The 22,714-nt window shown below is 44.7% G+C and carries 20 protein-coding genes; 1 reads left to right on the forward strand and 19 read right to left on the reverse strand.

From position 1 onward, the window contains the following. Positions 1-5 precede the first annotated feature (5 nt). Positions 6-923 (reverse strand): adenosylcobinamide-phosphate synthase CbiB, encoded by a 918-nt coding sequence (gene cbiB, locus OCV31_RS00565; protein WP_148471600.1) that lies wholly within the window; start codon positions 921-923, stop codon positions 6-8. Between the two features lie 143 nt (positions 924-1,066). Here cbiB and OCV31_RS00570 point away from each other — a divergent pair, with 143 nt between their 5' ends. Then, positions 1,067-4,507 (forward strand): pyruvate carboxylase, encoded by a 3,441-nt coding sequence (locus OCV31_RS00570; protein ID WP_148471602.1) that lies wholly within the window; start codon positions 1,067-1,069, stop codon positions 4,505-4,507. A gap of 83 nt (positions 4,508-4,590) precedes the next feature. Here OCV31_RS00570 and OCV31_RS00575 read toward each other — a convergent pair whose 3' ends face one another. The 18 genes from OCV31_RS00575 to OCV31_RS00660 form a co-directional block, all read right to left on the reverse strand. Beyond that, positions 4,591-6,015, reverse strand: a complete 1,425-nt coding sequence (locus OCV31_RS00575) for a sensor histidine kinase (protein WP_267303713.1) — start codon at positions 6,013-6,015, stop codon at positions 4,591-4,593. Next, positions 6,012-6,689, reverse strand: coding sequence for a response regulator transcription factor (locus OCV31_RS00580; protein WP_148471604.1), 678 nt, complete (start codon positions 6,687-6,689; stop codon positions 6,012-6,014). The genes OCV31_RS00575 and OCV31_RS00580 overlap by 4 nt, the downstream gene beginning before the upstream one ends. A 41-nt stretch (positions 6,690-6,730) precedes the next feature. Then, the gene (locus tag OCV31_RS00585) at positions 6,731-8,452 is read right to left on the reverse strand and encodes a sensor histidine kinase (protein WP_148471606.1); all 1,722 of its coding nucleotides are present in this window, start codon (positions 8,450-8,452) and stop codon (positions 6,731-6,733) included. Beyond that, entirely contained in the window at positions 8,449-9,126 is a 678-nt protein-coding gene (locus tag OCV31_RS00590; RefSeq protein ID WP_148471608.1) for a response regulator transcription factor, read from the reverse strand. The genes OCV31_RS00585 and OCV31_RS00590 overlap by 4 nt, the downstream gene beginning before the upstream one ends. 1 nt (position 9,127) lies before the next feature. After that, positions 9,128-9,799, reverse strand: coding sequence for a phosphate signaling complex protein PhoU (gene phoU / locus OCV31_RS00595; protein WP_148471610.1), 672 nt, complete (start codon positions 9,797-9,799; stop codon positions 9,128-9,130). A gap of 12 nt (positions 9,800-9,811) precedes the next feature. Then, positions 9,812-10,570, reverse strand: a complete 759-nt coding sequence (gene pstB, locus OCV31_RS00600; RefSeq protein WP_148471612.1) for a phosphate ABC transporter ATP-binding protein PstB — start codon at positions 10,568-10,570, stop codon at positions 9,812-9,814. Beyond that, complete coding sequence (gene pstA / locus OCV31_RS00605; RefSeq protein WP_148471614.1) at positions 10,571-11,389, reverse strand: phosphate ABC transporter permease PstA; 819 nt, start codon at positions 11,387-11,389, stop codon at positions 10,571-10,573. After that, entirely contained in the window at positions 11,389-12,246 is an 858-nt protein-coding gene (gene pstC, locus OCV31_RS00610; RefSeq protein WP_148471617.1) for a phosphate ABC transporter permease subunit PstC, read from the reverse strand. Before pstC ends, pstA begins: the two co-directional genes overlap by 1 nt. A gap of 115 nt (positions 12,247-12,361) precedes the next feature. After that, entirely contained in the window at positions 12,362-13,315 is a 954-nt protein-coding gene (locus tag OCV31_RS00615; RefSeq protein WP_148471619.1) for a substrate-binding domain-containing protein, read from the reverse strand. A 113-nt stretch (positions 13,316-13,428) separates the two neighbouring features. Continuing rightward, positions 13,429-13,887 carry a glutathione peroxidase gene (locus OCV31_RS00620; RefSeq protein WP_148471621.1) on the reverse strand — a complete coding sequence of 153 codons (459 nt, stop codon included), beginning with the start codon at positions 13,885-13,887 and terminating at the stop codon, positions 13,429-13,431. A gap of 178 nt (positions 13,888-14,065) precedes the next feature. Then, on the reverse strand, positions 14,066-14,464 hold the full coding sequence (locus OCV31_RS00625) for a hypothetical protein (RefSeq protein ID WP_148471623.1): 399 nt from the start codon (positions 14,462-14,464) through the stop codon (positions 14,066-14,068). Positions 14,465-14,723: 259 nt separating this feature from the next. Continuing rightward, a complete protein-coding gene (locus OCV31_RS00630) occupies positions 14,724-15,272 on the reverse strand; it encodes a helix-turn-helix domain-containing protein (protein ID WP_148471624.1) in 549 nt (182 codons plus the stop codon). A 204-nt stretch (positions 15,273-15,476) separates the two neighbouring features. Beyond that, on the reverse strand, positions 15,477-17,198 hold the full coding sequence (locus OCV31_RS00635; RefSeq protein ID WP_148471626.1) for an ABC transporter ATP-binding protein: 1,722 nt from the start codon (positions 17,196-17,198) through the stop codon (positions 15,477-15,479). Between the two features lies 1 nt (position 17,199). Next, a complete protein-coding gene (locus tag OCV31_RS00640; RefSeq protein WP_148471628.1) occupies positions 17,200-18,939 on the reverse strand; it encodes an ABC transporter ATP-binding protein in 1,740 nt (579 codons plus the stop codon). Further along, positions 18,932-20,401 (reverse strand): energy-coupling factor ABC transporter ATP-binding protein, encoded by a 1,470-nt coding sequence (locus OCV31_RS00645; protein WP_148471630.1) that lies wholly within the window; start codon positions 20,399-20,401, stop codon positions 18,932-18,934. The genes OCV31_RS00640 and OCV31_RS00645 overlap by 8 nt, the downstream gene beginning before the upstream one ends. After that, positions 20,398-21,072 carry an energy-coupling factor transporter transmembrane component T family protein gene (locus OCV31_RS00650; protein ID WP_148471632.1) on the reverse strand — a complete coding sequence of 225 codons (675 nt, stop codon included), beginning with the start codon at positions 21,070-21,072 and terminating at the stop codon, positions 20,398-20,400. Before OCV31_RS00650 ends, OCV31_RS00645 begins: the two co-directional genes overlap by 4 nt. After that, entirely contained in the window at positions 21,072-21,665 is a 594-nt protein-coding gene (locus OCV31_RS00655; protein WP_148471634.1) for an MptD family putative ECF transporter S component, read from the reverse strand. The genes OCV31_RS00650 and OCV31_RS00655 overlap by 1 nt, the downstream gene beginning before the upstream one ends. 67 nt (positions 21,666-21,732) lie before the next feature. Further along, a complete protein-coding gene (locus tag OCV31_RS00660; RefSeq protein ID WP_148471636.1) occupies positions 21,733-22,710 on the reverse strand; it encodes a helix-turn-helix domain-containing protein in 978 nt (325 codons plus the stop codon). Positions 22,711-22,714: the final 4 nt, after the last annotated feature.

Consider the following 22,714-nt stretch of genomic DNA (forward strand, 5'->3'; position numbering starts at 1 on the left):
CTCTCCTAAATCAAAAAATAAATTGCGGCGTAAATAAGCAGGTACAAGATCGTGCTGCGCCACATGAGTTTCGTGGCACCGTCGATGGCATCGGGCCCTACGGGATTGATGGCTCGGCCGATGGTGGGCTTATACACATATTCGCCGAAATAGTCGTGGCCGCCGCCGAGCTCGATTCCCAATGCACCTGCCGCCGCTGCCTCGCACCAGCCTGCATTGGGGCTTAAATGAGCGCCGTGAAATTCTTTTACCGTAAGAAGTGCGCGCCTCATAAGGGAGGCGGAGCCCGCCGAAAAACACATGAGAAGGGCCGTGAGGCGAGCGGGAATTAAATTTGCCAAATCGTCCAGCTTCGCCGCCCCGTAGCCCGCCAACCGATAGGTTTCGTTGCGATAGCCCACCATGGAATCCATGGTGTTCACCATTTTATAGGCCATGGCGCCGGCGGGACCGAAGAGCGCGGCGTAAAACAAGGGCGCGACAATGCCGTCGGATGTGTTTTCCGCCACGGTCTCCACAGTGGCCTTCACGATCGCCTCTTCATCTAAAGGCGCCGTGTCCCTTCCCACGATTCGAGACAGCTGCTTTCTTCCCTTTTCCACGGACAGGGCCAAGGCCTTTTTCACGCCGTGGGCTTCCTTGTGCAAAGTCTTTGCCGCCAATGCCGTGTAGAGAAGGTAGACGGACAGGACGGTTTTCGCGGGCCCGCTGAATAAACTCAAAAGCCCGCGAATCAAAAGATACATCGCCGCCGTATTCACCAGGGCACAGGCGATGCCCAGGGGCTTCTTCCACCCATCCCGCGCCTTTAAAATCAGTTTGTATTCTGCTGCGATGATCTTTCCCATGCCTACCACGGGATGAGGCAGCCAATCCGGGTCGGCAAAGAGAAAATCCAAGACAAATGCGATCACAAGTTCCATGGTCCGTCCTTTCTGTTTTCAGTTTATCATGGCCGCCCATGCGAAACAATAGAACGGAAAGAAGTCCCGTAAAAACCTGTTTCTTCATGGATTTCCCTTGACTAAAGCGGTATAATAGAGCCATTAATTACAAGGAGGTCATTATGGAGAAAAGAAAATTTAAGCGCATTCTCGTCGCCAACCGCGGCGAAATCGCCATCCGTATTTTCCGAGCTTGTCGTGAACTCGGCATACGGTCCGTTGCTATATATTCAAAAGAAGACAGCCTTTCCCTGTTCCGAACAAAGGCCGACGAATCCTACGAAATCGGCAAGGGCAAAAATCCCGTGGATGCCTATTTGGATATTGACGAAATCATTCATCTCGCCAAAAACAAAGGCGTGGACGCCATTCACCCGGGCTACGGCTTTTTGGCTGAAAACCCCGACTTCGCCCAAAAGTGTGAAGAAGCGGGCATCGCCTTTATCGGCCCGAGAGCGGAAACCATGCGTCAATTAGGGGACAAGATTTCCTCGAAAATCATCGCCAGAGAAGCCGGCGTACAAACCATTCCCGGCGTGGACGATGCCATTCATTCCGACGAAGAGGCATTGAAATTTGCCGAAGAAGCGGGCTATCCCGTCATGATTAAGGCGGCAGCCGGCGGCGGCGGTCGCGGCATGCGCGTGGTCAACAGCAAGGAAGAGCTTTTGGATCAATTCCACTCCGCCAAGAGCGAAGCGAAAAAAGCCTTCGGCAACGACTCCATGTTTATCGAAAAATACCTGGACCGCCCGAAACACATCGAAGTCCAAGTTTTAGGCGACGTCTACGGCAATGTGGTTCACCTCTTTGAACGGGACTGCTCCATTCAACGGCGCCACCAAAAGGTCATCGAATTTACGCCGGCCTTCTCCATTCCCGATCAACTGCGCCAAGACATTTGCAACGACGCATTGAAGATCACGAAAAATTTGGGCTACCGCTCCGCCGGTACCGTGGAATTTCTCGTGGACAGCGCCGGCAACCACTACTTCATCGAGGTCAATCCCCGTATTCAAGTAGAACACACGGTTACCGAAATGGTGACGGGCATCGACATTATTCAAGCCCAAATCCAAATCGCACAAGGCTACGCCCTTTCCGATGCGCCCATCGACATTCCGTCCCAAGAAAGCATCGAACGCCGCGGCTTCTCCATCCAGTGCCGCGTCACCACCGAAGACCCGCTGAACAACTTTGCACCGGACACGGGACAAATTACCTTGTACCGCTCCTCCTCCGGCTTCGGCGTGCGCTTAGACGGCGGCAACGGCTTCCAAGGCGCCGTCATCAGCCCCTACTACGATTCCCTCCTGGTAAAGGTCATTACCCAAGGCCGCACCTGGGAAGACACGGTCAATAAATCCATTCGTTCCCTGCGGGAATTGAAAGTCGGCGGCGTAAAAACCAATCTCGGCTTCTTGCTCAATGTATTGAATACGAAGGAATTTAAAGAAGGCACCTGCGACACGGGCTTTATCGCCGAACACCCTGAGCTCTTCGACATTAACACGTCCACGGACAAAGAGCTCCGCGTCATGGAACACATCGGAAACATCGTGGTCAACGAAAATTCCGATGCGAAAAAAACCTTCGACGTGCCGGTGGTTCCCCCCTTCAAGGAAGAAAGCTACAAAGGCTCCAAGCAAATCTTCGACGAATTAGGCGCCAAGAAGCTTTCCCAATGGATTTTGGATCAAGACCGCCTACTCTTAACGGACACCACCATGCGAGACGCCCACCAATCCTTAATGGCGACCCGTATGCGCACCATCGACCTTTTGAAGGTCGCCAAGTCCATGAACTACAACATCAAAGAAATCTTCAGTATGGAAATGTGGGGCGGGGCTACCTTCGACGTCGCCTATCGTTTCCTCCACGAAGATCCCTGGGAACGGCTGGATCTCTTGAGAGCTGCCATGCCCAATCTCTTAATGCAAATGTTGGTTCGCGGCAACAACACCGTGGGCTACAAAAACTATCCGGACAATGTGGTCAAGAAATTCATTAAAGAATCGGCGGAAGGCGGCATCGACCTGTTCCGCATTTTCGACTCCCTGAACTGGATCGAAGGCATGCGCCTGGCCATTGAAGAAACCATCGCCAACGGCAAAATCGCCGAAGGTACCATGTGCTACACCGGCGATATCTTAGACGAAAGCCGCGACAAGTACACCCTGGAATACTACGTCAATCTCGCAAAACAACTGGAAGATGTGGGCTGCCACATTATCGGCATTAAGGACATGAGCGGCCTCTTGAAGCCCTACGCCGCCGGCAAATTGGTCCGCGCGCTGAAAAACGAAGTGTCCATCCCCATCCATCTCCACACCCACGACACCACCGGAAACGGCGTCGCCACCGTCTTAATGGCGGCTGAAGCCGGCGTAGACATCGCCGATACGGCCATTAACTCCATGAGCGGGCTCACCTCGCAACCGGCCCTGAACTCCGTCGTGGCCGCACTGGAAAACACCTCCAGAAGCACGGGCATCGACCTGGATGCCATCGACCGCATTTCCGCCTACTGGGCTGCGGTTCGTCCCGTTTACGAACAATTCGAGTCGGATCTCAAGAGCGGTACCACGGAAATCTACAAATACGAAATTCCCGGCGGCCAATACTCCAACTTGAAACCCCAAGTCGAAAGCTTCGGCCTGGGCCACAAGTTCAAGGAAGTGAAGGAGATGTACAAAGACGTCAACCAAATGGTCGGCGACATCATCAAGGTTACGCCGTCTTCGAAAATGGTCGGTGACATGTCCATCTTCATGGTTCAAAACGAATTGACCCCTGAAAATATTTACGAAAAAGGCGCCAATCTGGACTACCCGGATTCCGTCGTCACCTACTTTAAGGGCATGATGGGCCAACCTTACGGCGGCTTCCCGGAAAAATTGCAAAAAATCGTCTTAAAAGACGAAAAACCCATTACCGTTCGTCCGGGCAAACTCTTGGATCCCGAGGATTACGAAGCGGACAAGGCCCACTTAAAAGAAATTATGGGCCACGAACCCACGGAACGCGACGTTACCAGCTACTCCCTCTACCCCAAGGTCTTTGACGAATACGCCAAGAACTTCAGCAAATACGATCAACTCTGGCGCATGGGTTCGGATATTTTCTTCCACGGTCTGCAAGAAGGCGAAACCGCCGAAGTGGCCGTCGGCGAAGGCAAGAAAATGATCGTCACCTTAGTCGAAGTGGGTCGCCTGAAAGAAGACGGCACACGCACCGTGACCTTCGATATTAACGGCTCCAGACGCAGCGTCGACATTACGGACAACACCCGCCCCATGCCCACCACCGGCGGCAGCGGCATCTTAATGGCTGATGAAAGCAATCCTCTGGAAGTCGGCGCCTCCATCCCCGGCACCGTTGCGAAAATCAACGTGGCCGTCGGCGACGAAGTAAAGGAATCACAACCCCTCCTCGTCTTGGAAGCCATGAAAATGGAAACCAACATTATCTCCCCCATGGACGGCATTGTGGAACACATTTCCGTCAAAGAGGGCGACAGCGTCGAAAGCGGTCAATTGGTTCTGGAATTAAAAGAAAAATAAATTTGTTTCGCAAGCAAATACAAGAGCCCCCGAAAAATCGGGGGCTTTTCTCATGGAAAAAGCAGCGACATTGAGGCCGCTCTTTATTCTATTTCTTCTGTTTTCTTCGGGCATTTAAAATAAAAGGTGCTGCCGTCGCCGAGTTTCGACTTCACGCCGTAGGTAAAGCCGTGAAGATCCAAAATGTTTTTGCAGATAAACAGACCCAGACCCGTGCCCACCACTTGCCGCTCGTGATTGTCCCGGCCGCGGTAGAATCTGTCCCATATCTTGTCTTGATCCCCATCCGCCATGCCTCGGCCGTAGTCCCGAACGCAGTAGGTGATTTGATCCTTCTGCTCGATCATGTAAATGTCGATCTGTTTTTTGTCCGTGGAGTAGTTTACCGCATTGGTAATAAAATTATAGATGACCTGACGCATTTTGTTTTCGTCGCATACCACCGATCCCTTCCCGTGAATGAGAAAGGTGTAGCCGGTGCGCTCCAGATTTTTAAAGCGGCAAAGCACATCTTCCGTCAGCGCCTTTAAATCCACCGCATCCAAATTCAGCTGCCCCAAGCCCGATTCCACACGGGAAAGATCCAACAGGTCGTTAACGAAGTGGGTAAGGTAGTCCGCTTCTTCGATAATGGTCTGTACGTGTTTGTCTCGAAGTTCTTTATTGTCTCCGGAAATGTCGCGAATCATTTCGCCGTAGGATTTAATGACCGTAAGCGGCGTCTTGAAATCGTGGCTCACGTTGGCGATAAGGTCTTTGCGCATTTCCAGGGCATCGGTTAATTCGCCGGTGGCGTAGTTCAAGGTGCGGGCCAAGTCGTTGATCTCCGTGTAGTCCTGTTCTTTAAACTGCACGTCGTAATTCCCCTGGCCCAGGGCTCTGGCGGTCTTCGCCATGTCTGACAAAGGGCGGGCCAGACGGGAGCTCAGATACAAGGACAGGATAAAGGCCACCATGAGGGAAATAATGCTTACGATAATCAGCTGATCCTTCAGTATTTCCACCGTGGAATCCACGGGATCCACATTGGCGGAGACGGCGAGGAAGTACTTCTGCCCCGCCTCTTCCCCCAGATAAGATACGTATAAAATCGTGGAGGCATTTTCGTTTTTGTAATCAGCCACGTAGGTTTCTTCCGTCTTGTCGTTCTTTAAGAGGGGCTGAAAGTAAGTAAAGAAATCGTCGCCGCTAATGGTGGGTTGGTAAATGTAATCCAGGGGATTTAGGGGAAAGACCAAACCGCCCCGATCGTTGTACACCTGAAGGCTCAGGTTTTTTTCGAAGCTGTAACGCAACAAGGTATCTTCGAAATCTTCCTTGCCGAAGAGGCGGGTCACGGTGCGGCCGACTTTTTCCGTGTCGCGGATTTTCATGGACTTGTAAAAAGAATTGATAAATACGATTTGCAACAGCCACAAAAGGAGCAAGATAAATAAGGCCATACCGGAAAAGTACAGCCAAAATTTTACGCGGATGCTCTTTTGATCCACGATGGTATCCCGTGTCACGATTCGTCCTCGCCGACAAATTTATAGCCCACGCCGCGCACGGTGACGATGTAGCGGCGATAGGGTTCGATGCTGTTTCGAAGCATTTTAATGTGGGTGTCCACGGTGCGGTCGTCGCCGTAAAAATCGTAGCCCCACACTTTATTTAAGAGCTTCTCCCGGCTCAAGGCGATGTTTTCGTTTTCGGCGATAAAAACCAAGAGGTCGAATTCCTTCGGCGTCATTTCCACGGGCTCGCCGTCTACGTAGACTTCCCTGCCGTCCAGGTCGATGGAAAGCCCCTTAAAGTCCAGCACGTGATTTTCCTTTACGCTGCTGTTGCGCTTGGCGATGACCGAGAGGCGGGCCATAAGCTCCTTCGGCGAAAAGGGCTTCACCACGTAATCGTCGATGCCGATTTCAAAGCCGTAGAGCTTGTCGTACTCCTCCCCTCGGGCGCTGAGCATTAATACGGGAATATCTTTATCTTTTTTTATTTCTTTATAGGCGCTGAAGCCGTCCAGGCGGGGCATCATAACGTCCATGACGATGACGTCGAAATCATCGCTCTTGCACATTTCCACGGCTTCCATGCCGTCGACGGCTTCCGCCACTTCGTAGCCTTCAAATTCCGCGTAGGTTCGGATCACTTCTCGAATCTTCGCTTCGTCGTCTACGACCAATAGTTTATACATAGGCACCTCTTTCCGATACCTATTATACTATAAATCCTGCCTTATAACTTTGAGGAGTAGATTCCCTTTTTCGGAAAGCGCAGGCGGAAGGTACTGCCGTGGCGAAGTTGGGACTTCACGTCGATGGTGCCCTTTAGGCTGTCCACATTGTGTTTGACGATGGCGAGGCCCAGGCCCGTGGATTTCTCGTTGTAGCTGCGGGATTTGTCCGCCATGTAAAAGCGCTCGAAGATGCGGCGCTGATCGTCGTAGGAAATGCCGATCCCCGTGTCCTGAATGGTGACGACAAAGCTGGATTCGTCCTTTCCGTCCAAAACGATGCGCACATTGCCGCCTTTGACATTGTAGGCGATGGCATTGTCCACTAAATTGCCGATCAGCTCCCGCATAAGATCCGGGTGGGTGTAGAGGCGATTGTCCCGATCCGGTTGAAAGCCCAGATGGATGTCCTTCGCCGCGGCGTCGGGCTCGTAGGATTTCAACACGTCTTTTACCAACACTTCCATGTCCACGACGCGATACTCTTCCGGGCGATTCTTCTCTTCCAGGCGGCTCATGCTGATAATGGCGTTGATCAGCTCAAAGAGCTTGTTGGACTCGTCGAGAATAATGTCTAAAAATTTGTTTCGATCTTCCTCCGCCACCATGCCCGAACGCAAGAGCTCCGCGTAGCCGGAGATGGAGGTGAGGGGGGTTTTTAATTCGTGGGTCACATTGGATGTAAATTCCCGACGACTGCGCTCGGCCAAGCTCTGTTGGGTCTCGTCGATCATTAGGATCAACATGCCGTAAAAGGCGCCGACCTCGTTAAAGATGGGATCGAAGAAAAACTTGATCACTACGCCCTCCATGGCGATTTTTTGCATGTCGTCTTTTTGATTGTCGAAGGCCCGGGAAAAGGCATCGTAAAAATTGCGCTCCCGGCACAAATAGAGCAGATCTTTCCCCTGAAAATTAATGTAGAGGGAGGCATTTAACAGCTTGACCGCCGCCTCGTTTATGGAGAGGATTTTTCTGTCCTCGCCCACGAGGATCACGCCCTCGGTCATGTTCTCCACCATGTCGTTTAAGCCCGTGAGCCTGGAAGTCAGGCTCTCCAATTGATGGCGTTCCCTTGAGGCTTCTTTCTTCAGGGCCTCTTCATAGGTTTCGTGAAGAGGGCTCAGTTCCAACTTGAATTCCGGATCCTGAACGTAATGGCGGTAATTTTGAATGAGAAAAACCCCTTCTTCTTCCTCTCGCTCCATGCGATAAAGGATGAGCAGATAGAGAGCCATGCCGCCGGCCACGGTGGCGATGATGGTGTAGGACAGGTAGTGGAAGGTGGAGGCCATCATGCTGTCGTGGGCCATGAGAATGATGAGCATGCCGCCGTCTTCAAAGACCGTGGTCTGAATGTATTGGGTTTCGAGAAAGCCCTTGTGGTACACTTCCCAGCCGGCGCTTGTCCTCTCTTTAAGGGGGCTTTTTTTCGCGTAATCCGTCAAGGCATCGGTGCGCTTGGAAAGGCTGTTGGTATAAAGCACCTCGCCCTCGCCGTTTAAATAGACGAGGTTGTCGTCTTTGTCCGTAGCGTGAAGATTTAATTGATGGAGGCGGGCGGCTTCGTTGTCCGCTTTTTTTAAGTTGCCCGTCAGAGCCTCGAGGCTCTTTTCGTTATAACGAATCCCTCGATTGTGATAGTCGAGGGATGCGGAAATTTGAAATATAAAGGCGACCATAAACGCCATTAAAAAGCTGAATCGTCGTATCTTTTCGTTCATTCCTTGTATCCTACTTTGTAGCCGATGTTTCGCACGGTTTCAATGAGCGAGGCCTTGTCTTTCAGCTTGTGCCGCAAAGAGGCGATGTGCACGTCAACGGTGCGAGACTCTCCTTCGAAATCGTAGCCCCAAACCTGGGCCATAATGGTCTCCCGATTCAGGACGATGTTTTTGTTTCGGAAAAGGTAATACAAAAGCTCGAATTCCTTATAGGTTAGGGTAATGGGTTCGCCGTTTACAAGCACCGTACGCTTTTTGTTGTCGATGACGACGCCGTCGATGGCGATGGACCGGCCGCTCTCTTCCTTCGGGCGGGCGCGGCGCAAAACGGCCTTCACCCGCGCCACCAACTCCAGCACGCTGAAAGGCTTGACGATGTAGTCGTCCGCCCCCTTGTCCAGACCCACGATTTTATCCAGCTCCGAAGATTTCGCCGTGAGCATAATGACGGGAATATCTTCCGTCGTAGGATTTTCGCGGATCCGACTCAAGATCGAGAGCCCGTCTTCCCCGGGGAGCATAATGTCCAGAAGAACGAGTGACGGCACTTTTTCGCGCATGGCCTCAAAGAGTTCTTCGCCGGATGCGAAGCCCTGCACGTCGAAATCGCTGTTTTTTAGGGCATAGACGATTAAATCCCGAATGTTGCCCTCGTCTTCTACACAATAAATCATATTACACCCCGAATGTTTCTACGCCTAAGTAATCCTTGTGGTGACCGGTGAGGGAGAATACAACCCACTCGCCGATGTTTTGTGCGTGATCCCCGACCCGCTCCAGGTATTTGGCGATCTGCAAAAGATCCACCGACTCTTCCGGATCATCCTGTCCGTTTTGAAGTTTGTGGATGAGCTTTTCCCGCACTTGAACGAAGAGATCGTCCACCACATCGTCGTGATTGATGCATTGGGTGGCCAAGTCTTCGTCTTTTGTAATGAAGGCGTCGACAGCCATTTTAATCATGGCCGTGGATTCTTCAAACATGCGCGTGATTAAATCCGTGGTGACGGACAGGGGTTTGTCGTCCATGGTGAGGGAAATTTCGCAAATGTCCTGTGCGTGATCGCCGATCCGCTCCAAGTCCGTAATGATCTTTAAGGCCGCGGAAATAAAGCGAAGGTCCCCGGCCACCGGTTGCTGCTTCAAAAGGAGCATAAGGCACATGTCCTCGATCTGCCGTTCCATGCGGTCCACGTCCCGATCGTTGTCGGATACGGAAATAGCCAGATCCTTGTCACGGTTCTTTAAGGCCGTCATGGCATCGGAAACGGCTTGTTCCACCGTGGCCGCCATTTTTATAAGCAGGGTATTTAATTCGTCCAGTTCTAAATCGTATTGTTTTCTCATGTCATCCCCCTATTAACCGAAACGACCGGTAATGTAATCTTCCGTCCGCTTATCCCGCGGATTGGAGAACATTCGCTCCGTCGAATCCATCTCAATGACTTCTCCCGTAAGGAAAAACGCCGTCTTGTCCGACACCCGCGCCGCCTGTTGCATATTGTGAGTGACCATGACAATAGTATAATCCTTTTTTAAATCCTGTACCAGTTCTTCGATCTTTAATGTGGAAATCGGGTCCAGCGCCGAGGTGGGCTCGTCCATTAAGAGCACTTCCGGTTCCACGGCCAAGGCCCTGGCGATGCAAATCCGTTGTTGTTGCCCGCCGGAGACTTCCGTGGCCCGTTGGTGGAGCTTGTCTTTGACTTCTTCCCAAATGGCGGCGCCCTTTAAGGAGCGCTCCACGATTTCGTTCAGATCGTTTTTGTTTTTTATGCCGTGGGTTCTTGGACCGTAGGCGATGTTGTCGTAGATGCTCATGGGAAAGGGGTTCGGGTTTTGAAACACCATGCCGACCCGCTTTCTCAAAAGATTCACGTCGTAGCCGGGGTCGTAAATATCCTGACCGTCTAAGAGCATGTGGCCCTCAATGCGGCAATCTTCCACCAAGTCGTTCATGCGGTTCAGGCACTTTAACATGGTGGATTTCCCACAGCCCGAGGGGCCGATAAACGCCGTGATCTCATTGCTCTTTATATCCAAATTGATCTTCTTTAACGCTTGAAAATCGCCATACCACAAATCCACGTCGCTGACGAACAGTTTTGTCTCACTCATTTAATTGCCTCCTGCTAATTTCGATCCGATTAAGGAACTTAATGCGTTAATTAAAAGGGTTAATACGATCAGAACAAAGCCCGTGGCAAAGGCCTGGTCCACAAACAACCCTTCCGTAGAAAGGACGTACATGTGAAGGGAGAGGGTGCGGCCCGAAGACAATAGGCTCGTAGGCATATCGGTGGTCGTCCCTAAGGTAAACATTAATGCCGCCGTTTCGCCGACGCAGCGGCCGATGGCCAAGATGACGCCGGATAAAATCCCCGGCACGGCCACGGGAAGGACGACGCGAATAATGGTGCGAAGTTTTCCCGCGCCCAGGGCGAGGGAACCGCTGCGCAAGCTGTCGTTTACTGCCATTAAGGCCTCTTCCGTAGAGCGGATAATTAAGGGCAGAATCATAATCGACAAGGTAAATACACCGGAAAGAATGGAATAGCCAAGCTTCAGGGCAATGGAGAAAAACAACATGCCGAAAAGGCCGTAGAGAATCGAGGGAATCCCGGAGAGGGTTTCCGTGGTGAGGCGAATCACTTCAACGATGCGGCTGCCTTTTTTCGCGTATTCCACCAAGTAAAAGCCGGTGAAGACGCCTAGGGGCGTTGCGATTAAAAGAGAGAGCACCACGACGATCAGGGTGGTGATAATGGCGGGGAACATAGACACGTTCTCGGTGGTGTAGGTCTTTTCAAACATGGCCGGATTTAAATGAGGTACCCCTTTGAGTACGATGTAGCCGACGAGAACGATTAAGACGGCAAAGGTAATAAAGGCCGACGCGAGGATAAGCCCGCGAACGATGGACGAGCGCGTTTTCATTAGTCCATCCTCCTTTTTACAACATTAAAGATAAGATTGATCAGCAAGATAAAGATGAAGAGAACCACGCCGGTGGCGATCAAGGCTTCCCGATGGGCGCCGGTGGCGTAGGCCATTTCCAGGACGATGTTGGCCGTCATGGTACGGGTGCCCATTTTTATGCTCTCAGGCACAATGGGTTGGTTTCCGGCGATCATGATGACCGCCATGGTTTCGCCGATGGAGCGACCGATGCCTAAAATAATCGCCGCCAAAATCCCCGACTTCGCCGCCGGTACCACCACGCGCATTAAGCTGCGTTCGTGGGTGGCGCCCAGGGCGATGGAGCCTTGGTAGTAGGACGTGGGCACGGAGCGCAGAGACGATTCGGAGAGGCCGATAATCGTGGGAAGAATCATGATCCCCAAGAGCACCGATGCCGTAAAGACCGTCATCCCCGTGCCGCCCCACCAGCCCCGCACGATGGGTACGAAGACCATCAAGCCGAAGAAGCCGTAAATAATCGAAGGGATCCCGGCCATGAGGTTCACTGCGGGCTTTAAGATTTTGTAAAGCCGACTCGGGCAGTAAAAAGCCATGAACACGGCGGTGAGCACCCCGATGGGCACGCCGACGATAATGGACCCGATGGTGACGTAGACGGAGCCCACGATCATGGGCAGAATACCGAAGGACGGCGGCGCGGCCGTAGGCTTCCAATCCGTTCCCATTAAGAATTTGGCGATCCCCGTCTCTAAAATAAAGGGCACGCCGTTTTTAAAAATGAAGTAGCAAATAACGATAATGGATAAAACCGAAATAAGGGAGCACAGTAAAAAGATAAACTCCCACGTTTTTTCAAAACCTTTTGAATGCATGGTTCTCCTCCTTTTCATGGCTACTTTACCAAGCTATTCTTAGGAAAAGATATGGCTTATGTAAAGTCTATGTAAACAAAAAAACAGGTGTCCGAAGACACCTGTTGTGATTTGTTTATTTTGCAAGATCGCCCCATGCGGTCATGTCGCCTTTGAAGATGTTCTTGATTTGTTCCATGGTAATGTCTTCAGCCGGATTGTCTTTGTTGACGATAACGGCGATGCCGTCTTGTGCCAAGACCGTACCTTGTACTTTATCTTTTTCTTCATCTTTGAGATCGCGGGAGCTCATGCCGATTTGTGCCGTACCTTCGGCTGCTGCGGTAATCCCTGCGGAAGAACCGTTGGATTGAATTTGAATGTTGGCGCCGCTGTTCACTTTCTTGTAGGCTTCAACTAATTTTTCCATTAAGGGGGTAACGGATGTGGAGCCTGCTACAGTGATTTCGCCGCTGACATTGCCGGGGGTGTAATCTTCCGCTTGTTCGTTCTTTACATAGCCTTCTTCTTCAGCGATGGCTTGACCGTCTTTCGAAAGAACGAATTTCATGAAGTCGGCTTCCAGGGAACCTTCCTTCGGTTCACCTTTGGTAACCAAGAGGAACGGACGTGCCAGTTTGTATTCGCCGCTTAAAATGTTGGCGGGGGTTGCTTCTACGCCTTCCAAGGTGAGGGCTTTAACCGTTTCGTTTAAAGAGCCCAGGGAAATGTAGCCGATGGCCGAGGGGTTGCCTGCAACGGTGGTCATAACGCCGTTGGTGGAGTTTTGTACCGAGGCCGATGCCGTGGTGTTGTCAACTTCTTGATCGCCGTTCTTTTCTAAAAGACCGGTGATTTCAGTAAAGGCGCCGCGGGTACCGGAGCCGTCTTCACGGGTGATGACGGCGATTTGACCCAGCTTATCCAGATCGCCTGCTTCCGCGCCCTTGGATGCGTTGGCAGTGTTTTGGGTGTTGTTTGCTGCTTGATCGTTGCCGCCCTTGGCGTTGTTTCCGGAGCCACCGCAAGCCACAAGACTCAGTGCCAAAAGAGATGCTCCAATGGCTAATTTTACGTTTTTAAATTTCATCGTTTGATTCCTCCTATAAAAAATCTTCATCAACTAAATGCATTGTATCGGCTCCCTATTAAACCGATATGATTTCAATGTAAAGACGATGTAAATCTTTTCAGAGGCGGAATTTATAAGAGTTCGTCGATGTCGTGAATAATGTCTCTCGGCTCCATGTCCGAAGGGAAACGTCCGCGCAAATGGCCGTCGCGGTCGATGAGGAATTTTTCGAAATTCCAATGGACGGGATTGTCCCCTTCCGTTAAAGCGGCAAAGAGCGGATGGGCATTGTCCCCCACTACGTCGACTTTAGAAAACATGGGAAAGGTAATGCCGAAGCGGGATTTTACAAATTCCTCGATTGCCGACTCGTCTTTCGGCTCCTGAGACCCGAATTGATTGCAGGGAAAACCGAAAACGACAAAGCCGTCGTCTTTGTAGCGCTCGTAAATGCGCTGGAGCCCTTCGTACTGATGGGTGCATCCGCAGAGGCTCGCCGTATTCACCACGAGAACCACCTTGCCCTCGTAATCGCTGAAATCGACGGTCATACCGTGAATGTCTTTGGCGGAAATTTCGTAAAAATTCATCTAATCCCTCCCTTCTATTTAGTATACGCTAAATCAACACCTTTCTCAATTAAAATGCAAACATTTTCCGCCATTCCCCATACAATTAGCATCTTTTGATGCTTTGAGACAAAAAAGGAACCCGGCTTTCGCCAGATCCCCAATAATCAACATCACAGTCAAATGTAGCGACTCTATATCACCGGATTAAACCAAGACTAAGGACCATCAGATAGGCTCGAATCGCAGATACGATGCCTTGATACAAACTTCCCTCGCCGAGGCCTAGGCCTGTAAAGATTAACAAGAGGAACACATGGGGTGCCGATAAAAGAATTAGTATGACCCCTATGAGGAGATTTTTAGGCGTAAAGAGCAAACCCATAATCATGGCGATAAACGATATTAAGAAAAAAATGGACCAGAGAAGATCGCCTTGATCCATCACGACACCTCGTGCTAATAGAGAGGTTTTGGACAGGTCGCTTTCGGGGTAAAACCATGCCAGGACAAACAGCCCCGCTGCCAATAGGCTAATGGCGTAAAAACAGCGTCTTTCTAAGGCGAATTTTTGGCCAAGTCTATTTTTACTCTTCATACGCCGCCTCCAATCATTTCGATTCCCTTATTTAAAAATGGAACCTTGCCGTCTGAGCTGTTTTATTAACCGACATGATGGGAATGGTTCGATTCATGTCATCGATCCATGGTTGACTGCCTTCACAATTGTTTTCTATGAGCCGTGGCAACCTCTATGGATTTAGAATCCTCCATTCTCCCTGTTCTCTTATATCGATTCCCCTTGCGTGTAGGCACCGGCCTTTCTCCCCACCTGATAATATTATAATAATTTGGCTCTATAATATCCATTGACTTTCCTCGATACTTCGACCCAGAATCCGCTTGTTTGCACGATTCCGTTCCTTTTTGGGGGATCGAGGGAGTTTCTCGGGAAGATGGATGTTCCTGATGCCGAGCAGCCCGAGATCCGTGTAGCCGTAAAGCGTCTTTGTGTAAACGATCTGATCTCTGGTAAACAGACCTTCCTTCAGAGCGTAGCCGACACAGGCATCCAGCGACCACCCGTCTTCGAAGAACTTTCTCTCAACAAACGAGAAGAAATCGGCTTTCTCGAGAAACTTGTAGTGCCTGCAGCACACCTGGCGGTTTTTCTTATAAGTGGCTTGTCCGGCGGCGGCTTTATAGGGGAGGATGTTTCCTTTGTACAGTACCACTGTTCCCCCCTTGATCTCATTGCGGACAGTGTTCGGCGCGCAACTAATCTCTCCGGCGATCCTGTTGACGCTCCAGCCGTCCTTGAGACGGGTCTGTATCAACGCCCTGTGCTCAAATGAAAGATGTTGTCCCTTCCTGTGCTCAGTTGTGGTAGAATGCAGGCGGTCCATAGGGCTTGACTCCTTGTGAATGTGGTTTGTGCTATTACATTTTACCAAAGAGCTGCCTCATGGGCTCTTTCTTGCTACATGCTCAACTTGATTTTACAATCGGCCTATTTATTTTTTCAAATAGATACATAAACTTTTCCATGTTCTTCCGCCATCTATGCTTTCAATTACATAAATTTTCCTCTCTTTTCCATTTCAAAATATTCACGCACTCATATCATATAATTTTTTGTAATATCCATTTTTCTCTAATAATTTTTCATGCGTACCTTGTTCAACAATTCTCCCCTTATCAAAGACTAAAATATTATCGCAATCTTTGATTGTATTTAATTTATGAGCGATTACTATAACTGTTTTGTCTTTGGTTATATTGCTAATTGCTTTCTGTATTAGGTTTTCATTTTGAATATCTAATGCTGAAGTAACCTCATCAAGCAAAACAATTGGGGCGTCCTTAATAATTGCTCTTGCTATTGATATTCTTTGTTTTTCACCACCCGATAGCAGCTTCCCGTTTTCACCGATTGTAGTCATATATCCATCAGGTAAATTTGATACAAAGCTATCGCAATTCGCTAATTTTGCAGCCTCTATTACTTCATCATCCGTTGCGTTTTTATTTCCCAGTCGAATGTTATCCATGATTGTTCCATCAAACAGTAATACATCCTGAAAAACTACGGAATAATATTGCAATAAGGATTCATCATCTACCTTTGAAATATCAGTTCCCGCTAAAAGTACCTTGCCTGATCTTGCTTTATAAAATCCGGCGGCTAACTTCAATACAGTCGATTTACCGGAACCTGAAGAACCTACCAATGCTGTTTTTGAACCAGATTTTACTGTAAATGTAGCATTTTGAAGAACATCTTCATCCTCATATCCGAAAGTTACATTATCAAACTTAATGCTCATATCATCTTCTTTTGCATAAAATGGCTCAACATTGATATGCTCTTTTTTTATATCATCAATTCTTTTAACGAATACATCTGTAGAGAAAATCTCTGTTAAAGAATTCATCAATGCGTGAATAGGATCATATATTAAACCAGCAGAAAACAAGAAAATAATGTATGTGAATAAATCAATTTCTCCATGCAACAGCAAATAAGCTCCTACCAAAATTACGGTTGCTATACCTAATTTAAGAATCATCTGTGCTGACGCTAAAATTGTTGCAGAAAACAATTCAGATTCTCTCTGTTTCTTTTCAAACGCATCCAACTGAATTTTTATAGATGTTTTCTGTTTTTCTTCCAAAGAAAACGACTTTATCTCCTTAATCATTTCAAGTGTTGTTTGTATTTGATCAGACGATGCCAGCTTTTCACTTTTAAACTTTTCATTGTATCTCTTTTGAAGTTTTCTGGATAATAGAACTACTGCAAAAGCAATCGGTATTACCCAAAATAATGACATTGCCATTTTAAAGTTAAATATTAACATCGACAGAAAAATCACTATTGTGGACAACAATGTTCCATAACACTGAGGAATAACATGAGCCAAAGCATGTTCAATCCCCGATGTATCTGTCATTACTACGGTAGTAAGATCAGAAACATCTCTTTTTGCAAAAAATTCTAATGGAAGTTTTCTTAGAAATTCTGAAATACTAACTCTTCGATTTGCACTTTCTTGATAAATATCAATAAAGTTTTTTGTGTATTCTACATACGATAGCAAAATCATAAGTAAAATTACTATCGCAGATACCCCTAAATACATTACAATAGGCAATTCGGCACTATGATTTTTATTTGTAATGATTGAATACATTTGCAATAATACATAAGCACATATTCCAACAGGCAGCATTTTAGAAATATTGGATAATGCGTTAAATAGTATACCTTTTTTAATCAGCATTGCTTCAGCATCAGACAAAGAGTATTTTTCTTGTATTTTATCGAACATTTTATAGCCTCCAATCTGAAGCACTCTGATATTGTTTCCACATATTTGCGTATGCTCCATTGTTTTCAACTAAATCATTATGAGTACCTTGCTCAACGATTTTCCCTTTTTCCATAACAATTATTTTGTCAGCATCAATTACAGTATTTAACCTATGAGCTACCAAAATTACTGTTTTATTCTTTGAAATTTCCGTAATCGCTTTATTGATATAAAATTCGTTTTCAGCATCACAACCTGATGTTGCTTCATCAAAAACAATAATTGGAGAATCTTTAACAAAAGCTCTTGCCAGCGCAATTCTCTGTCTTTCTCCACCAGAAAGGAAAATACCTTTACTACCATAAATACTATTTATACCGTTCGGAAGTTTATCAATAATACTTTGACACTGTGCAATTTTTATAGCTTCATCAATTTTTTCTAACGGTACATCAGGATTGCCTACTCGTATATTTTCAAGTAATGTTCCATTAAATAGTTTGCTGTCTTGGAAAACAAAGGAAATGTTTTTCATAAGTTCACTATTTCTTATTTCATTTATATTCTTGCTACCAATCGTTATCGTTCCTGAGTTAGCCTTAAAAAATTTCCCTATTAAAGAAAGAATGGTACTTTTTCCAGAGCCTGATAAACCAACAAAAGCAACCTTTTGATTTTTTGAAATTTCAAACGATACATGCTCTATAACATTTTTTTCTTGCTCAGGATATGAAAAACAAACATCCGAAAAAACAATTTCTGTATTTTCAGGAAATTCATCACTACCATTTTCTATATATGAATCATCACAGATAATTGTTTCAATTCTATTTAAAGCTTCCTTTGCTTGAATTAAGTTCTCTCCAGTCATCATCAGCCTCATCATTGTTGTAGAAATTAAAGGGCTAAGTAATATGAAAAAAATCAAATCCAAAAATACTGCGATTGGATCGCTTGCTGAATTAAATAAAACTACAGCTACAGCTATCAAAAACACAAAAAAACTATTTAACATAACCCCGAAAATAGTTTTAGGCATACGACAAGCTTTTGCGTAGCCTGTCACCAAATCTCTATAACTCATAATCGTATTATGAAATTTTTTGAAGCTAAATACAGTTTGCTGAAATACTTTGATAATCGGTATACCACGAACATACTCAACAGCTTCTTTGTTCATCTGCTCTTGCAATGTCATGATTTTACCCATCATAAATTTATTTTCTCCGCCCATCATCATCTTTATACATATCACAGAAATGATTAACGGGATAAAGCAAGCAGCACCTAATCTCCAATCAAAAAAGAAAAAACTAATTACAATGATAAGTGGCATAATTGCAGTCGCCGCAAAATCCGGTAATTTATGTGCTAAAAAATCTTCTGTTAAAATGGTGTTTTCATCAATAATTTTTCTAATCTCACCTGTAGACCTCATTTCAAAAAAGCCTAATGGCATATCTATCACTTTATTAATTGCTTGTGATTTCAAATTTTTAGCAACTCTAAAAGCAGATATATGGGCTAAAGACAATGCCACAAAATACAAAGCAATGCCTAAAACAGATGAAATCACAGCGATTTCTCCATAATGCATAATACTTTTCGTACTTAAGTTTTCGACATATAATCTTATAATTTGATAGATACAAACTAACGGAACAATTGAAATTGCAGCACTCAAAATGGATAGTACACACGACAAAACAGTTAGATATTTGTACTTGCCGGAATACTTTAATAATCCGCTATTAATCATAGTTCTTCACCTCACCTTTTAATATTTCCAATATTTTTTCTTTATCATTCTCCGCAGAAAACTCTTTAAATGATTGCCCGTCTAAATATAATACTTTGTTGCAAGAAGTCATTAGAAACTCATAATCATGTGAAATGATAAGTATGATTTTCTGTTTTTCTTGAAGTTCTTTCATTCTTTCAGAAATAATTCTCATATTATTTCCATCTAATCCACTTGTTGGCTCATCAAACAAAAATACATCTCTTTTTAAAAGTTCTGCTGCTGCAATAGTCAATCTCTGTTTCTGACCTCCTGACAAAATTTGAGGATGTAAATCTTTAACAGTTTCCAAATGGAACTGATGCAAGATGAAATCGATATCTGCCTTTGAATCATTTAATTTCAACTCATCTTCGAGAGAAACCTCAAATAAATTACTATCAGGATTGTTTGACAGATAGTATATTCTTCTCTTTCTTTTTGTTTTCTTTATTTTTTCGCCATTTATCAATAAATTGCCTTTCTGTTCTTTCAATAATCCACTTAAGATTTTAAATAATGTGCTTTTACCTACACCGTTATCTCCCATGATTCCATACACATTTCCACTCTTAAATGAATAACTTAACTCACTTATGATCTTCTCATTCTTGTATGAAAAGCATATTTTATCTAACTCCATCGAATTTACTTCTTTTATTTTCTTTGTTTTTGGTACAACGCATTCTAAAGAATATGATCTTAACCCCGCTGTTCTAAAAAAGTCATTACAACATGAAAGATTACAACATGAAAGAAGTTCTTTTTCTGAAAATGAGTTTCTAATCTCGCCATTTTCAAGATAGTAATATTTATCAACAAGATCTTTCAAATAATAAATTCTGTGTTCGGAAATCACCATCGTTTTCCCTTGTGTTTTCAATGACAGCATCAGTTTTCTTAAAGCTTCTACACTTTTCATATCAAGATTGGCTGACGGCTCATCAAAAACATAAATTGGTGGATCAAGAGCATTGATGGAAGCAATTGCGATTTTTTGTCTTTCTCCACTTGAAAGATGAAATAAGCTCTTATCAATTAAATTTTCTCCATTGATTGAGGAAAGTGCTTCTCTAATTCTTCTCGAAATTTTTTCTCGGTCTACACCATAATTTTCCAATCCAAATGCAATTTCATCTTCTACATTTTCCGTAAAAAATTGACTTTTAGGATTTTGAAAAATTGAACCCACTCTTCTTCCTATTTCATACAATTCTTTTTCACATGGATTTATTCCATCTATTGTAATGTTTCCATTTAGCTTTCCGCCATAAAACTTATACGCAAGTCCATTGATAATTCTTGTCAGCGTCGTCTTTCCACATCCGCTGGCTCCAATAAAGGCTACAACTTCTCCCTTTTTAATTTCTAAGTTGATATTTTCAATAATATTTCGGGAGTCCTGATTATATGAAAAGCTCACATTTTCAAATTTAATCATTTCATCATTACTCCTTCCATAAAGTACAGACCCACTGTTAACAGAACGGTCAATATGATTACAAGAAAATCAAATTTTCTAAATTTTATTTCCCTCCTTGATGTATGTTTTCCATTGGCAGAGATTCCTCTTACTTCAGATGCCGCAGCCAATTCCTCAGCAATTTTAGAAGAAGAGAACATCATAGGTACAAATAAATACTCCATTGTAATAAGCGGCTTTCTAAAAGAAATTAAGCCTCTTAATTTTAATGAATCAATGATCTCTGAAAATTCACTTCTTACTACAGGAAAAAATCTCATCATAAAAATAAGTGGTAACGCTATATTCCTATGTACTTTCATTTTCTTCATCACAGCCATCAATTCACCCGGAGGTGTTTTTATAATCGGTATTACAGATAAAATAATAACCAATGTCCTGATAACTATAAAAAGAAACATTTCAGGAAGCATAACGCCAAATCCGTTTCCTTTTGAAATCAATCTCATAATGCTAATGATTGTTATCGCAAGCACAATTTTTACGGTAGATTTGCTATATCCTAGTGCAGCAACATATAGTAATAGGATGACGGTCAGCAAAAAAAATACAGTATCTTTGGACAATACCGAAGCCAAAAATACTGTACTAAAAAATACCGCAACTTTGGAGCGCAAGTCCAAATGCATTACTTTATGATACCTGTTTTTCTAAAGTGCTTTTCTGTCATTTTATTCCCTAAATAGCATCCAATTGCAGCCGCCACCACAGTTAGTGCTAAAGAAATAATGACCCATTTTGCATCTGTATAGTATTGTGTTTGAACTTGAACTTGTTCTGGAGACACTCCTGTTTTAAGAAACGCATCTTTAAAGAACCATATTTCACTCATTCCATGAGCAGCTCTTGTAAGAGATGTAATAATCCAAGCAATCGTAATTCTTTTTATATTTCTATAACTATCAGTGCCTATCATAGATAATTCTGCGATGATACCGCCACCTACGAACCATGGAATCATAAACGGTCCCATAAACACAGTTGCCAAAACTGCTTGTAAGATATTATAAATTAGAGCAACTCCGGGCTTTCCAACTTTCATCGCCATATAAACGAAAAATGGTCCCAAAATTAACGCTGTAAATACCGCATTAAGAATCATGTTAAAAAATAAAGATGCTCCTGTGATCATCGAAAAAGCGATAAAGACCACAATCATAATTGCAGAAAAGATTCCTATAGTAGCCAGGTCTTTGACTGATAATTTTTTTGTACTTTCCATAAATGTTCCTCCTTTTCTATAAAGCTACACTTATGTTAGCACCATCTAACCAAAAAATCTTGCTCAATCAGACCGAACGTGCTGTTTTAGATATTCTTTTATATTCAGAAGGTGTGAGGTTATATTTCTTCTTAAATGCATTAGAGAATTTAGAATGATCAGTATAACCCACATTAAGAGCAATTTCAGAAATAGAAAGGGAAGATTGTCGTAATAGATTTGCTGCAACTGCCAATCGCTTCTTTATTATCGTATCATTAACTGTTTCACCAAAAACATTTTTATAGCAGTTTTTCATTGTTGTGATTTTTATATTAAACTTTTCAGACAATTTTTCATAAGTTATTGTTTCACTATAATTTTGTGATACATATTCGTTGATCTTTTTTGCAATCTCAATATTACTTTTACCAAAATATTGCCTACTACAATACGGAGCATTATTTTTTACTGTTGTAAGATACAAGAATAATTCTTGAAATTTTACTTTCAAATATCCAATCACAATATAATCAGGAACTTTATATATTTCAGCAAAAATATGTTCTATCTCTGATGTGGCATGTTGTATAAAAAGGTTATTATTACTACAAAGTTCTTTTAAAATATCTTCGTAGCTAATTTCAAACATTTTTTCTAATAGTTTTAATTCTTCATCAAATTCTGATGGGGTTATGCAAAAGGTTACCCCATGATAATGACTTATAGGAAAAAATGATTCTTTAGCATTATTGCTCATTAAGTTAATCGCAAAATCTCCAGCCTCCATATAAGTAGCTGTTCCATCTCTCAATACACACTCAAATCTTCCTTCTCTGCAATGATTGATTTCATATCGCATGTCGTTAAATGATGTTTCAGATGCATTACTTATTATTTTTGATGTGTGTATGTCATTATAAAACACTCTAACTCCCTTAAAAACTTCATATTCTGTAATTATGTATTTTTCATTTTCCAAGTTACAGTATTGATGAATCCTGCCCTTTGAATTCTCAATTATTTTTTTCTTATTTCTTCCATAAAGATGGCTCATATAATCCATATTA

It is taken from the genome of Aedoeadaptatus acetigenes (assembly GCF_025566985.1).
Classification (GTDB): Bacteria; Bacillota; Clostridia; order Tissierellales; family Peptoniphilaceae; genus Aedoeadaptatus; species Aedoeadaptatus acetigenes.

Bases quoted from the DNA above. Each gene is read 5' to 3' on its own strand.
- pstA (WP_148471614.1), bottom strand. From the start codon at position 11,389: ATGAAAACGCGCTCGTCCATCGTTCGCGGGCTTATCCTCGCGTCGGCC.
- OCV31_RS00645 (WP_148471630.1), bottom strand. From the start codon at position 20,401: ATGATTAAATTTGAAAATGTGAGCTTTTCATATAATCAGGACTCCCGA.
- OCV31_RS00615 (WP_148471619.1), bottom strand. From the start codon at position 13,315: ATGAAATTTAAAAACGTAAAATTAGCCATTGGAGCATCTCTTTTGGCA.
- OCV31_RS00570 (WP_148471602.1), top strand. From the start codon at position 1,067: ATGGAGAAAAGAAAATTTAAGCGCATTCTCGTCGCCAACCGCGGCGAA.
- OCV31_RS00650 (WP_148471632.1), bottom strand. From the start codon at position 21,072: ATGCATTTGGACTTGCGCTCCAAAGTTGCGGTATTTTTTAGTACAGTA.
- OCV31_RS00580 (WP_148471604.1), bottom strand. From the start codon at position 6,689: ATGTATAAACTATTGGTCGTAGACGACGAAGCGAAGATTCGAGAAGTG.
- cbiB (WP_148471600.1), bottom strand. From the start codon at position 923: ATGGAACTTGTGATCGCATTTGTCTTGGATTTTCTCTTTGCCGACCCG.
- OCV31_RS00625 (WP_148471623.1), bottom strand. From the start codon at position 14,464: ATGAAGAGTAAAAATAGACTTGGCCAAAAATTCGCCTTAGAAAGACGC.
- OCV31_RS00620 (WP_148471621.1), bottom strand. From the start codon at position 13,887: ATGAATTTTTACGAAATTTCCGCCAAAGACATTCACGGTATGACCGTC.
- OCV31_RS00660 (WP_148471636.1), bottom strand. From the start codon at position 22,710: ATGGATTATATGAGCCATCTTTATGGAAGAAATAAGAAAAAAATAATT.
- OCV31_RS00585 (WP_148471606.1), bottom strand. From the start codon at position 8,452: ATGAACGAAAAGATACGACGATTCAGCTTTTTAATGGCGTTTATGGTC.
- pstC (WP_148471617.1), bottom strand. From the start codon at position 12,246: ATGCATTCAAAAGGTTTTGAAAAAACGTGGGAGTTTATCTTTTTACTG.
- OCV31_RS00640 (WP_148471628.1), bottom strand. From the start codon at position 18,939: ATGATTAATAGCGGATTATTAAAGTATTCCGGCAAGTACAAATATCTA.
- OCV31_RS00630 (WP_148471624.1), bottom strand. From the start codon at position 15,272: ATGGACCGCCTGCATTCTACCACAACTGAGCACAGGAAGGGACAACAT.
- OCV31_RS00635 (WP_148471626.1), bottom strand. From the start codon at position 17,198: ATGTTCGATAAAATACAAGAAAAATACTCTTTGTCTGATGCTGAAGCA.
- OCV31_RS00590 (WP_148471608.1), bottom strand. From the start codon at position 9,126: ATGATTTATTGTGTAGAAGACGAGGGCAACATTCGGGATTTAATCGTC.
- phoU (WP_148471610.1), bottom strand. From the start codon at position 9,799: ATGAGAAAACAATACGATTTAGAACTGGACGAATTAAATACCCTGCTT.
- pstB (WP_148471612.1), bottom strand. From the start codon at position 10,570: ATGAGTGAGACAAAACTGTTCGTCAGCGACGTGGATTTGTGGTATGGC.
- OCV31_RS00655 (WP_148471634.1), bottom strand. From the start codon at position 21,665: ATGGAAAGTACAAAAAAATTATCAGTCAAAGACCTGGCTACTATAGGA.